Genomic DNA, 12,857 nt, shown 5'->3' with positions numbered 1-12,857 from the left:
TTTTGCTTATATCAAATGGCTAGTCCTTATATATAGCCGTATTCCACACAAAAAGGCAGTATACAGAACTACATGACATCACATGCTTCTGTATACTGCCTCTGTACATTACGCGCCGTTAAGCTGTAATTGATACATTTTGTAATAAATGCCTTCTTGCGCAATTAAGGATTCATGCGTTCCTCTTTCTACAATTTTCCCTTTATTCAACACTAAAATTTGATCGGCATCTTGAATCGTCGATAAACGGTGCGCGATTGCAATCGTTGTTCGTCCAGTCCGCATACGATTGAGTGACTGTTGAATCGCTTCTTCCGTTTCTGAGTCAATATTTGCCGTTGCTTCATCAAGAATAAGCACTTTAGGTTGAATCGCCATCGTTCTTGCGAAAGCAATTAATTGACGTTGACCACTTGAGAAAGCACTCCCCTTCTCAATTACTTCGTGCGCATAGCCATTTTTCAACTGACGAATAAATTCATCTGCATGGACAAATTGGGCTGCTGCTTCTATTTCTTCTTGGGTCATCGTCGGATGATATAGCTTAATATTAGAAGCGACCGTTCCATAAAACATAAATGGATCTTGCAACACAAGTCCGATATTTCGCTTTAATTGTGCCGGTGGAAAATCTTTAATCGATTGCCCGTCAATTAAAATTTCACCACGGTTAAATTCATAAAAGCGCATAAATAAATTAATGATAGAGCTTTTACCGGAACCCGTATGACCTACTAAAGCTACTGTTTGGCCGGGTTCCACTGTGAATGAAATATTTTTAAGTACATCATGTTGGCCATCATAACTAAATGAAACATCTTTAAATTCAATTTTTCCGTCTTTAATTTCACCTTCACTTTGCGCATTTTGTAACGGCGCTAAAGTGGGGTCGTCCATCATTTTGAAAACACGACTAGCTGAAACTATGGCTTGTTGGAAAATATTTAAATTTTGACTCACTTGGTTGACAGGTTCAAAGAAGCGTTGCATATATTGAATAAATGCATACACCACCCCTGCTGTGACAGTGGTTGAAAAACTTAAAATACCAAAATACGCCAATATCACAACGATTGCAAATGTTGATAACATCGTAATCGCAGGTCGTAATAATAGACCGTCTAAACGTATTGTTTTAATTGAATATTGATAATGTGATGTATTAATGGCTTCGAATTCATTTCGTAAACGTCGCTCTTGATTAAACACTTGGATGATTTTCATACCTTCTATAGATTCACCTAGTTTGGCATTCAAATCAGACAAGCGCTGACGTGTTTCATAGAAATAAATGGAGGCATATTTCCGATATATTGCGAGCACAACAATTACAATCGGGATAAACAACATTGCGAAAAACGCCATTCGAATATCTAAAACAAACATCATGACAAAACTTGCGATAATCATGAAAAATGCAATTAAAAAGGAAGATAGCACGCCTGTAAACATTTCGACGATTGCCTCAGTATCATTTGTTAAACGCGAAACAATACTCCCACTCGGCGTTTCATCAAAAAACTTCATTCCTAATTGACTGATATTATGAAAAGCATCAATACGCAGTTGTTGGATGACTTTAAATGCGAGATATTGTAAGTAATAAATACTTAAATACGTAGTGACTGCCCCTATTAATTCAACTGCAACAAAAACGACTAACAAAATCGTAATTTCATTTCTCGGGAAATGTTGCGGTGTTAAATATTGGTCAATAAACATTTTGACAAGATAAGGGACTGACATACTTGCCATCGTTGAAAAAGTGAGCATTGCTAAAGTTAGAAAAATTAACTTTTTAAATGGAAATGTATAACGAATAAGTCGCATTAAAGTTTGTGTTTGTTCTTTCGTCGTCAATTGAGATTTAACGTCTTGTTGCATCATTTTCGCTCACCTCCATCAACTTCACTTTCTAAATCGTGGGTAAGACGACTTTGCATCGCTTGTGAACGGTACGTCTCCGCATACCAACCCTCATTTGCCATGAGTTGTTCATGTGTCCCCCGCTCAATGATAGTGCCATGTCGCATTACAATAATCATATCTGCATGCATGACCGCACTCATCCGATGCGCCGTAATAATATTTGTTTTACCTTGACGTTCTTGTTTCAAATTGTTCAGGATGGCTGTTTCAGTTTCTGCATCTACAGCGGATAGGGCATCATCTAAAATTAAAATTTGTGGATCCGTCATTAACGCCCGTGCAATGGAAATCCGTTGCTTTTGTCCGCCTGATAATGAAACGCCTCGCTCTCCGACAACGGTGTTATAACCTTCAGGCAAACTTAAGATGTCTTGATGAATATGACTCATTGAACTAGCATGAAAGATTGTTTCATCTGCAACATCCGGTTGACTAAATGCGATGTTCCCGCGAATTGTTGATGAAAATAGAAAATGTTCTTGTGGTACATAGCCGAACTGCCCTCTAAGTTTGTTAATTTCATAATCACGGATAGGTCGTCCACCATACTGAATATCTTCAGGGTGTTTCGTATCAAATTCACGAAGTAAAAGACGTATTAATAAACTTTTACCGGAGCCCGTATGTCCAACAATCCCTAACGTCATCCCTTGTTTAATTTGGAAATGAACATCTTTTAAATCAGGTTCTGTTTCGCCTTCAAATTGAAATGTATCAATATTGAAATCAATATCACCTTCAGGAACTGCCGATGTTTGAGATGTTGTCACAATATCACTTTGTACACTTTCTATTTTGCGTATCCGGTCATAAGATGCCGACCCTCTTTGAACGATATTAAAGAAAAATCCAAGCGCTAATAACGGCCAAACGAGCATACCTAAATAAGTCGTAAAGGTAATGAGTTGACCAATCGTGATGGCATCATGAATCACCATCAATGCCCCAAAAACCACACTTAAAAGGTAGCTTGCACCAATGACCAATTCAATTGTAGGATCGAAAAGTGCATCAATTTTGGATACAACTAAGTTTTTAGCTACGACACGGTCACTCAATTGTCGAAAATCCGTTTCATCTGCTTGTTCATAACCAAAAGATTTTGTCACTTTGACCCCTGCAATACTTTCTTGCGTTTTATCATTTAATTGACTAAAAGCCCCTTGCGCTTCTTTAAAACCCTTATGCAACAAGTGGCCGTAATAACTCGTCAATATAACCAACAATGGCAAAGGTATCATCATAATGAGTGTCAGTTTGGGACTAATCGTCACACACATCATTATTAATGTGATGCCACCCGTAATGACTGCTTCAGATATCGTAAACACACCGATACCCGCAGTATTTTGCACCGCTCGAATATCATTTGTCGCATGCGCCATTAAATCACCCGTACGGTAATTTTGATAAAACGATGGACTCATACGTGTATATTTTTCATAAAGTTGATTTCTCAAAATTCTTCCTAGTTTTGCACTTGCGCCAAAAAATCGCGTACGCAAAAAATAACGTAACGCATAAACTGCTAAACCGACAATAAAGATAATCACAAGATACATTGTTAAATTTTGAGGTGTCAACGTGTGTTGTGCGATATGGTCTATCACAAAACCTATAATTTGCGGTGGAATCAAGCTACATAAAGCTGTAATGACTAAAGCAATCAGAGCACTTATATAGCGCCATTTTTCTTGCTTGAAAAACCACCCGAGTTGCTTAAAAACTTTCATGTTGCCACCTACTCTTTCTAAGCACAGACTGTACTTTCATATTGGTTTGTATTAAGAACAATAGCATCGACACGCTTTTACTGTATTCTATTCAAACCATGCACCCATCATCGTTAAAACAACATCAAATCCATTTTACGAAACACTCACGTCTCTTCTATTCCCTATTCTGGGGGCGCGTGAGCAAGGGCTACATAGACATAGATACCAGTGTCGCTTATATCATCTGGATCGCTACTATTCTATTGTTTGGCTAGAATCATTTCATAGATTAAGAAACCTCTATCCTAATCCATAACGTGAATGGTTAAAGCGATGGTTATGCGCTTTTGCGCTATTATTGACACAAACGCTCGACGCAATTCGCTTTAAACCTTATCTACATCCTACATGTTTTCGCCCCTTTCTAAAGCTATGCTATGTGCTGAGATAAGCCCTTTACGCGTTGCACAAATAAATTAGACACTCTTTATTTATCTATGCTTTGATACTTTAATGAAAACTTCTACATTTACCAGCGGTATCATATCCACTCAATTTTTCTAACTTCCACCTTTTTACTAAGCCCTCTTATTATAGCACGCTGTCTTTTTACACTTTCCATTTTCTGCTCATCCTTCATCCTGCTTCCCCCTTCGACTACGTTTAAATGTCAAAATATTTCGATAACATTTTAAACCATTTTATCATACTTTATCTCGCCCAACATGACGATCTTGTATTTATTGCTTTAATTTTTAGGAAATACAATCTGCACTGCCTATGAGTAGCTATCTATAGGCTAGAATTTAAGGTGGGAGTTAATGCGATATTTACCATTGAGACTCATAAAAGTGATTGCGCCATTTAAAACGAATGATAAACAAAGCGAGATAAGCCGGGTGAAAAAATGGATGACATAGCAGCAAAACGGAGAGGGCTACACAACTTTATTGTTCATATGTTAAGCTAATAAAAAAGAGAGGAAATGAGGTAACAACATGACAAAATTCGATTATGTACGTCCACCGCAACATTTTGCACGCCATCACAAAACGCTCATTGTTATTAAGCATTATGCGTTCACGTGTGATAATCGTGTTTATTTTTCTGATACACGCTATGTAGATTTAGAACAACATACGTATCAACTAGAGGTTGAACTATGGTCAAAAACAGATGACCAAGGGATGGCTGTGGACTTTAAAGAAATCGATGCTGTCTATAACCATTATTTAGCGCCTAAACTTGAAGGACAGTTGATTAACGATACTTTACCTGAAATGAACACCACTGTAGAAAATATTGCCCATTGGATTTGGCAACAATTCCATGCGCACCTACCAGAAGGCGTCTCATTGAATACAATCACATTATTTGAAACACCTGATCAAGGCACAAAATTAACACGTAATATTATGGCACAATAAATAGACTGAATCTTGCCGTTATCTATAAAGCATTGAAATGCAACAACACCCCCATCTTCTCATCATTTTGAAAAGATAGGGGTGTTGACGTTCCGCATCGTTAGTTATTGTTTTGTTTCGAACAATGCTTTAATGGTTTGGAATAACTCTTCTTCGGTCATCACAATATGGTCAGGGTGGTATTGCTGATGCGTCATAGGCCGGTTTCGACGATTAAACCAAATACTATGCCAACCTGCATCAATGGCACCGATGACATCATTGTCAAAATGGTCTCCGATATAATAAATTTCATGTGGGGCAACCTCTAACTGCTGCTCGACAACTTTAAAAAGGTCTCGTTCTGGTTTCGATAGACCGAAATCTGCAGAAATAAATTGATGTGATTCAGGAATAAAAGCATCTAACTTTAATGCTGCTATTTTACGACGTTGACGATTAGATTCACCATTTGTCAAAATACCTAATTCAACTTGTTGAGACGTTAAAAAGTTGAGTATTTGTGTCATCGTCTCTGATAAGTTGATATGTTGTTGTGCAGCTTCATAATCCTGTTGGAACGCAATAGCCATGCGCTCTGGTAAATCAATATCAAAATCTTGCACTGCTTGTGTAATGCGTGCAATATGCATAGCCTTCAGTGACAATTCACCAGTTTGTGTCGCTTCAAATAATGCATCACTATAAACTCTAAAGTGGCGATACAATGTTTCTGCACCAATATCACTATCCGCAAAATGACGATGATATGCAAATTCAAAAGCTTCCAATTGATTGTAAAGCGTGTCATCTAAATCAAATAATATGACCTTCATCATCCAATACACCCCCTATATTCGTCGCAATTCAATCCGTTTATCTTTGAGATTATTATATAATTTCCACATCGGCATGAACAGTTTTTCAAACCGTTTAATCGTTTTATTTGTTCATTAAAATGATCAAATAATAGGACTATGTTTCTTACGACTCAAGAGCCACTTTAATTGTTTTTAAATACGCTTTTGTCGCGTCGATTCCCTCTTCTTTAAAGCGTCTTACAATTTCACTACCGATAATGACACCATCTGCCACTTCTATAATTTCACGCACGTGTTCGGGTGTTCGGATTCCAAAACCAGCAAACACAGGAACTTTACTCTGTGCTTTAACATCCAAAATATTGTTTTTGAGTTCAGGATGAAAATGACCATTTTGCCTTGTCACTTTATTCATTGTAATCGTATAGATAAAGCCTTCCGCAGACGCTGCGATACGTTTACGTCGTGAAGCTGCAGCTGTCATCGCAATTAAGGAAATGATTTGCAACTGACGCTCTGGATGACGTGCTTTTAGTTGTTGCACATATTCAAAAGGTAAATCTGGAATAATCAGACCTTTCACACCTGCTGCTTCGGCATCTTTTATAAATGCCGCTTCACCATACGTTTCGATAGTGTGATAATAGGTCATTAAAATGGTGCGTGTCTTTAATTCATGCTGTACCGCCTTTAATTGGTTTAAAATTTTCTGTGCGGTCATACCAGCTTGAATAGCAGCTTGTCCTGCCTCCATAATGACAGGCCCATCAGCGACAGGATCAGAAAATGGAATCCCTATTTCAACATAATCAGCACCTATTTCATCTAAAGCTTTAAGTTCGTCAATAAACTGAGGCCCCCCATGATATAAGCGACAAATTGCTTCGTAGTCATGATTAACGCTCCCTTTCTTCAAGATAATTTTTAATTGTTTCCATATCTTTGTCGCCTCGACCTGAAATTGTAACCACAAGGATTTCATCTTTATCCATTTTAGGCGCAAGTTTCTCTACATAGCTCAATGCATGTGCACTTTCAATTGCTGGAATAATTCCTTCCGCTTGTGTGAAACGAACTAATGCGTCCATAGCTTCCTTATCATCTGCCGTCACATAGTCAACACGACCGATATCGTGATAATAACTGTGCTCAGGTCCAACACCAGGATAATCTAACCCAGCTGAGATTGAGTGCGCTAATTTAATTTGATGCTGTTCATCTTGAATAAGATACATTTTAGTACCATGCAGCACGCCTTTACTTCCTTTATTGATGGCTAGCGCATGACGGTCGGTATGCACGCCTTCTCCAGCTGCTTCCACACCGTACAGCTTAACCGCTTCATCATTGACGAAAGGATAGAAAGTCCCTATCGCATTAGAACCGCCACCCACACAAGCTACAATCGCATCAGGTAATCGTTGTTCTTTTTCATCAAGTTGCGCTTTAATTTCATCACCAATCACACGTTGAAAATCACGTACCATTGTCGGAAATGGATCTGGACCAAGCGCTGAACCCAATAGATAATGTGTGTCCTCAACATGCGCCACCCAATATTGTAATGCTTTGTTGACAGCATCCGATAACGTTCCTTGCCCATCTGTCACAGGCACCACTTTAGCCCCTAATAATTCCATACGAAATACATTTAACTGTTGTCGACGGATATCTTCTTTTCCCATAAAAACAACCAGTTCCATATCAAATAATGCCGCAACGGTTGCACTGGCCACACCATGCTGTCCTGCGCCTGTCTCAGCAACTAATTTCTTTTTGCCCATTCTTTTCGCTAGAAGGGCTTGTCCAAGTGCGTTATTAATTTTATGTGCACCCGTATGATTTAAATCTTCGCGCTTAAGATAAATTTTAGCGCCGCCAAGTTGTTCAGTATAAGATGCCGCAAAAGTTAATGGAGATTCACGTCCTACATAATGTTTTAAATAGTCATGATACATGGCTTGAAATGCGTCATCTTGTTTCGCCTCTAAGTAGGCTTTCTTGAGTTCATCTATCGCTGGCATCAATGTTTCTGGTACATACTTGCCACCATATTCTCCAAAGAATCCATTTTCATCTACTTCTAATTGAATATGTTTCATCTTATTGCTCCTTTCACAATTGCACACATCTGTTTCATTTTGATTGGGTCTTTAATGCCTTTATCTATTTCGATACCACTCGCAATATCGATTCCGTCAATGTGTGTATGCGTTTTTAATAATTGCGCTACATTTTGTGTATTTAATCCCCCAGCAATCAGGTACTTTGCTTCGGGTAAGTCATTTAAATATGACCAATCAAACACTTCCCCTGTCCCACCAAACTGTTGTGAGGGCGTATCAATCAAAAACTTGTCAACAGCGTCACGATACAACATCATATGAGAACGCAACATGTCGTCAGCAGGAAGTGCTTTGAACACTTGTATCTGTGGATAGCGTTTTTTAAATGTACGTAATGTCTCTACAGATTCATCACCGTGAAATTGGAGGGTGTTAATATTCGTCTGTTCAACGATATTTTGTAAAGTTTGCATTGAAGCATTTACAGCCACAGCCACGCGATCAATGTCATCGGGCACTTGCTTTGAAAGTCTGTGCAATGTTTCTAAATTAACGTACCGTGCACTTTTAGGATAAGTAATAAAACCGATTGCAGATACATCACATTGAATCGCAGCTTCAATATCTTGTCGTCTCGTAAAACCACAATATTTTAAATACATATTAGACACCCTTTGTTAATTTAAAAGCTTGAATTTGTTTTTGAGGTGCTTTTGCTTTCATTAATGATTCTCCTACTAAAATGCCTGCAATACCTGTGGAAATCAGTTGAGCGACATCTGCAGGAGTCTTAATACCGCTTTCCGAAATATAATGCACACCCGCTTGCTTACGCGTAAGTATTTGAGAGGTGTGTGCAACGTCAGTCTTAAAGCGGCGCAAATCTCTGTTGTTAATCCCTATCAGTTGTGGATTGAGATGATGTGCACGCTCAAGCTCTTCACGGTCGTGTACTTCAACTAATACTTCTAAGCCTAATTCAGTCGCGTAATGGTATAATTGTTGGAGTTGTGCATCTGTTAAAACATGGACAATTAATAAAATAATCGAGGCCCCTGCTTTATGCGCAAGGTCTATTTGGCGTTCGTCGACAATAAAATCTTTACAAAGTACGGGTAAGTTTGTTTGCTGTGTTAACTCTATCAACCTTTCGTAACTGCCTCCAAAGTACCTTTCATCTGTTAAAACAGAAATGGCCGAAGCTCCTCCTTCCGTATAAAGTTGCAGTTGTTCAGTTAAATCACGCTCAGGAATGTCTGACACTGTTGGACTTTTTGACTTAATTTCTGCAATGACACCTATTTTCGAATCCTCCGCAAGCAGTTGCGCAAGGCGTGGCTTGTGCGCCACATTAATGGCATCTATCTGAGCCAATTTCTGTTCATAATAGCCCTCTGCTAATAATGCTTTTTTATATGTGATGATTTCGTCTAAGATACTCATACGATGACACCTCTCGCTAGTTCATATTGGTGATAAGCTGCACCTGAATCAATACATTCAGCCGCATAGATAATGCCGTCTTGAATAGATGCTGTTTTTTCAGCAGTATAGAAAGCAATCCCCGCATTCAATAACACCACATCTCTCCGACAAGAGCGATCTTTTCCCTTTAAAATATCTAAACTAATTTGCTTATTTTGTTCAGGTGTGCCTCCTTTTAAAGCGTCATCAGGCGCGTATCGCAATCCGTAATCCATGGCATTAACGGTATAAACGTCAATCCCTGTATGTTGGTTCATTTCTACAATTTGATTCTCTCCAGATAACGTCGCCTCATCCATGCCATTTGCACCATGCATCACAATCGCTCTCTTACGTCCTAATTTTTGAAGCACCTCTGCAATTTTCACCATTCTTGATGGATCAAAGACCCCCATTGCTTGATAATCTAAGGCATAAGGATTAATGATAGGGCCGATCAAATTCAGAATCGTCGGCCGACCTAATTTTTTACGTACAGGTTGCATATTTTTCATTAATGGATATGCTTCTGTCGCATTGACAAATGCTAAACGGGATGTCGCCAATTGTTGTGAAACTTGCTGAACTGGCGTTGTTGGGATTCCCATTGCCTGTAAAATATCCATGCCACCCGACTGCGAAGTCACGCTTTTATTTCCATGTTTGACAACATGAATGCCGCCACTTGCAGCAACAAATGAAACGGTCGTAGAAATATTAAAACTATTCGATCCGTCTCCCCCTGTGCCACAGACACACATACTTCCTGCATATTGTGGTTGTTCTTCATACATGGTTTGAATCAAACGCGCACATAATGCATACAACTCGTCAGTTGTTTCACCTTTCATCGTATATGCGACGAGCAATCCTACTTTATCTTCTATCGGAGTTGTTTCAGAGATTAAAGTATTGACGAATAATGCCATATCATCTGCATTTAACGTTTCAAAATTCATTATTTTATTGAGCAATGTCATGTGACTTCACACCTTTCTTTGCGATGGATATAAAATTCTCAACAACCTTCGCCACATCTTGACTTGCAAAAGACTCTGGATGATATTGAAGACCAAAGTGTGGCCGACTTCGGTGTTCAAATGATTGAATGCTATCTCGCGTACGTCCTGTAATTAATAACGAAGCGGGTAATGTGGTTTCTTCACAAATCAGTGAATGGTAGCGCATAATGTCAGAATGTTCTGAAATCCCATTGTATAAAGCGCTCGGTGCATCAAAAGATAACTGATCAATTTTACCGTGCATAACTTTCTGTGCAACGTTCACTTCCCCACCGTAATAACAGTAGAGGGCTTGAGCCCCAAGGCAAATCCCTAAAATAGGTACATGTTCGAACGATTGAATAATCCGATGCAAATCATCGCTATCGTTTGGATGACCCGGTCCGGGCGAGATGACGACTGCATCTGGGTTCAAATCAAAGAGTGATGCATCATCTGGATAAAGAACGCGCACATCATCAAATGGACGTAACATATCCACTAGGTTGTAAGTGAAGGAATCATAATTATCGATGACTAATATCATAGTGTGACCTCCAATAAACTTTTCGCTTTGAGTTTCGTTTCTTCTAATTCTTTCTCCGGCACAGAGTCATAGACAACCCCACAACCCGCTTCGACATGGACCTCGTTATCATCAATGACCATCGTTCGAATGGCTAGGGCTAAATCCAACGTATGATCACAATTGATATAACCTACACCCCCGCTGTAAACGCCTCTTTTATACGGGTGATTCTCATAAATACGTTGAATCGCACGTAATTTCGGCGCACCCGAAACTGTTCCTGTAGGTAAAAGACTCGCAATAATATCAAGAGGAGAACGCTTGGCATCAATTTCACCTATGACCTCTGTCACAATATGCATAACATGTTCATAGCGTTCTATCGTCATTAACTTCGGTATCTCTAATGAGTTAGGTTGAGCGATTCGCAAAATATCATTACGCCCCAAATCAACTAACATGCGATGCTCGCTTAATTCTTTTTCATCTTCCAACAACATTTGCGCATGTTTAAAATCTTCTTCCTCTGTCGCACCTCTTTTAATTGTGCCTGCGATTGGGTTGGTCATGACTTTGCCCTCTTTTACTTTAACGAAGCTTTCTGGCGAACTCCCGATTAAAATCGGTCCTCCCATATTTACGTAAAACAGATAAGGACTTGGATTTTTACGCTTTAATTTTTGATAAAGCCGATACGTTAATGGATGCAAATGATGACCAAAGCCGTGTGCATATTTGTAAACTCGAGAAGGAACGACTTGAAACATATCCCCTTCTTGAATTAATTTTTTAAACTGCATAATTTGATTGATAAAAGTCGCTTCGTCAATATTGGTTTCAATTTTCCGTTGTGGCAAGTTGTATGCTATTTCCTCTTCAAACAGTTGAATGTGATTAAATACATCAATCATCGCATCCAAACGTTGTGCCATCTCTTGCTCTGAAGCACCTGAGAAAAGATTCGTCACAATCGCATAAATCTGCTCTTTATAATGATTAAAGACATAGACCGATTCAATCATGTAAAAATGGACGTCTTCTGTTTCTCCTTGAACTGGATATTGTTGAAGTATGGGAAATGCATGTCGCACTAAATCAAAACTGCAGTAACCCATGAACCCTGAAATAAAAGGAAGTTGTTGTAATGCTTCATACGTAATATCTGATTGATGCGCGCCTACAAATGCCTTTAGTTTTTCAAACGGCGCGTCTGTGTCGTATTTTGAATATTGAGGCGTCGAAATATTTAAACCCGCTTCAGTCAATGTCACTTCACCATACGCATCAAACGCAACAACTGAATAACGTCCTTTGGTTTGAGATGTTGTGGCACTTTCTAATACAATTTTTTGTTGTCTATGTCGTGCTAGTGTTTCTGGATTAATGGGTGCATCTAAAATGCGATATAGGATCTTCATTGTTCTCCCCCTCAATTTTTAAAATAAAAAAACGCGTGTGTCTCCTTAAAAAAGGACGCTCACACGCGGTACCACCTTTGTTAACAGATATACTTCCGTTCACTCAAAATTTTATAAAATTGGCTGCTTCCAGTAAAACCCAATTCATTTGAAGTCGGTATAGACTCTCATCAACCGTCTATTTTCTGATGCTACCGATGATTCAAACTACTTCATCTTACCTCACTATTTATCTATATCTCACTAAAAAATAAAAAAAACACCACGGTTTCCCATCCTCTATAAGGACGCGTTACCGTGGTGCCACCTTAGTTAATATGACTACTGTGCCATATTCGCTTTTAAAATCAAGATTCAATTATTACGTTAATGCGTGATTGCCCAATTCATTTTTAACGCCGTGCTAACTTTCATCAACCGTTAGCTTTCTGCATGCTACAAACGATAAAAACTACTTTCAATCTAACGTATATTAAGTTAAGGCTTACTATAACACCATTCAGAATCT

The 12,857-nt window shown here is 38.8% G+C and carries 10 protein-coding genes and 1 pseudogene; 1 reads left to right on the top strand and 10 read right to left on the bottom strand.

The features are described from left to right. Nucleotides 1–108: 108 nt before the first annotated feature. Both HMPREF1208_RS09415 and HMPREF1208_RS09410 read right to left on the bottom strand, forming a co-directional pair. Nucleotides 109–1,887, bottom strand: coding sequence for an ABC transporter ATP-binding protein (locus HMPREF1208_RS09415; RefSeq protein ID WP_016426151.1), 1,779 nt, complete (start codon nt 1,885–1,887; stop codon nt 109–111). After that, nucleotides 1,884–3,662: an ABC transporter ATP-binding protein gene (locus tag HMPREF1208_RS09410; protein WP_016426150.1), complete on the bottom strand. Its 1,779-nt coding sequence runs from the start codon at nt 3,660–3,662 to the stop codon at nt 1,884–1,886. The genes HMPREF1208_RS09415 and HMPREF1208_RS09410 overlap by 4 nt, the downstream gene beginning before the upstream one ends. A gap of 980 nt (nt 3,663–4,642) precedes the next feature. Here HMPREF1208_RS09410 and HMPREF1208_RS09405 point away from each other — a divergent pair. Continuing rightward, on the top strand, nt 4,643–5,071 hold the full coding sequence (locus HMPREF1208_RS09405) for a 6-pyruvoyl trahydropterin synthase family protein (RefSeq protein ID WP_016426149.1): 429 nt from the start codon (nt 4,643–4,645) through the stop codon (nt 5,069–5,071). Between the two features lie 104 nt (nt 5,072–5,175). Here the strand turns inward: HMPREF1208_RS09405 and HMPREF1208_RS09400 are convergent, their stop codons facing one another. The 8 genes and pseudogenes from HMPREF1208_RS09400 to HMPREF1208_RS09365 form a co-directional block, all read right to left on the bottom strand. Next, nucleotides 5,176–5,889 (bottom strand): HAD family hydrolase, encoded by a 714-nt coding sequence (locus tag HMPREF1208_RS09400; RefSeq protein WP_016426148.1) that lies wholly within the window; start codon nt 5,887–5,889, stop codon nt 5,176–5,178. Nucleotides 5,890–6,034: 145 nt separating this feature from the next. After that, nucleotides 6,035–6,765: pseudogene (gene trpA, locus HMPREF1208_RS09395) on the bottom strand (tryptophan synthase subunit alpha). 2 nt (nt 6,766–6,767) lie between these two features. Beyond that, nucleotides 6,768–7,973, bottom strand: a complete 1,206-nt coding sequence (gene trpB / locus HMPREF1208_RS09390) for a tryptophan synthase subunit beta (protein WP_016426146.1) — start codon at nt 7,971–7,973, stop codon at nt 6,768–6,770. Further along, on the bottom strand, nt 7,970–8,599 hold the full coding sequence (locus tag HMPREF1208_RS09385) for a phosphoribosylanthranilate isomerase (protein WP_016426145.1): 630 nt from the start codon (nt 8,597–8,599) through the stop codon (nt 7,970–7,972). The genes trpB and HMPREF1208_RS09385 overlap by 4 nt, the downstream gene beginning before the upstream one ends. 1 nt (nt 8,600) lies before the next feature. Then, nucleotides 8,601–9,380 (bottom strand): indole-3-glycerol phosphate synthase TrpC, encoded by a 780-nt coding sequence (trpC, locus tag HMPREF1208_RS09380; RefSeq protein ID WP_016426144.1) that lies wholly within the window; start codon nt 9,378–9,380, stop codon nt 8,601–8,603. Further along, a complete protein-coding gene (gene trpD, locus HMPREF1208_RS09375; RefSeq protein ID WP_016426143.1) occupies nt 9,377–10,381 on the bottom strand; it encodes an anthranilate phosphoribosyltransferase in 1,005 nt (334 codons plus the stop codon). Before trpD ends, trpC begins: the two co-directional genes overlap by 4 nt. After that, complete coding sequence (locus HMPREF1208_RS09370) at nt 10,365–10,949, bottom strand: anthranilate synthase component II (RefSeq protein WP_016426142.1); 585 nt, start codon at nt 10,947–10,949, stop codon at nt 10,365–10,367. The genes trpD and HMPREF1208_RS09370 overlap by 17 nt, the downstream gene beginning before the upstream one ends. Further along, nucleotides 10,946–12,349 carry an anthranilate synthase component I gene (locus tag HMPREF1208_RS09365; RefSeq protein WP_016426141.1) on the bottom strand — a complete coding sequence of 468 codons (1,404 nt, stop codon included), beginning with the start codon at nt 12,347–12,349 and terminating at the stop codon, nt 10,946–10,948. Before HMPREF1208_RS09365 ends, HMPREF1208_RS09370 begins: the two co-directional genes overlap by 4 nt. Between the last annotated feature and the right edge of the window lie 508 nt (nt 12,350–12,857).

It is taken from the genome of Staphylococcus sp. HGB0015 (genome assembly GCF_000411275.1).
Classification (GTDB): Bacteria; Bacillota; Bacilli; order Staphylococcales; family Staphylococcaceae; genus Staphylococcus; species Staphylococcus schleiferi.
This window is presented reverse-complemented; position numbering and strand designations above follow the sequence as displayed.

Coding starts and splice junctions, on each gene's coding strand:
- HMPREF1208_RS09415 (WP_016426151.1), bottom strand. CDS start 1,887: ATGATGCAACAAGACGTTAAATCTCAATTGACGACGAAAGAACAAACA.
- HMPREF1208_RS09410 (WP_016426150.1), bottom strand. CDS start 3,662: ATGAAAGTTTTTAAGCAACTCGGGTGGTTTTTCAAGCAAGAAAAATGG.
- HMPREF1208_RS09405 (WP_016426149.1), top strand. CDS start 4,643: ATGACAAAATTCGATTATGTACGTCCACCGCAACATTTTGCACGCCAT.
- HMPREF1208_RS09400 (WP_016426148.1), bottom strand. CDS start 5,889: ATGATGAAGGTCATATTATTTGATTTAGATGACACGCTTTACAATCAA.
- trpB (WP_016426146.1), bottom strand. CDS start 7,973: ATGAAACATATTCAATTAGAAGTAGATGAAAATGGATTCTTTGGAGAA.
- HMPREF1208_RS09385 (WP_016426145.1), bottom strand. CDS start 8,599: ATGTATTTAAAATATTGTGGTTTTACGAGACGACAAGATATTGAAGCT.
- trpC (WP_016426144.1), bottom strand. CDS start 9,380: ATGAGTATCTTAGACGAAATCATCACATATAAAAAAGCATTATTAGCA.
- trpD (WP_016426143.1), bottom strand. CDS start 10,381: ATGACATTGCTCAATAAAATAATGAATTTTGAAACGTTAAATGCAGAT.
- HMPREF1208_RS09370 (WP_016426142.1), bottom strand. CDS start 10,949: ATGATATTAGTCATCGATAATTATGATTCCTTCACTTACAACCTAGTG.
- HMPREF1208_RS09365 (WP_016426141.1), bottom strand. CDS start 12,349: ATGAAGATCCTATATCGCATTTTAGATGCACCCATTAATCCAGAAACA.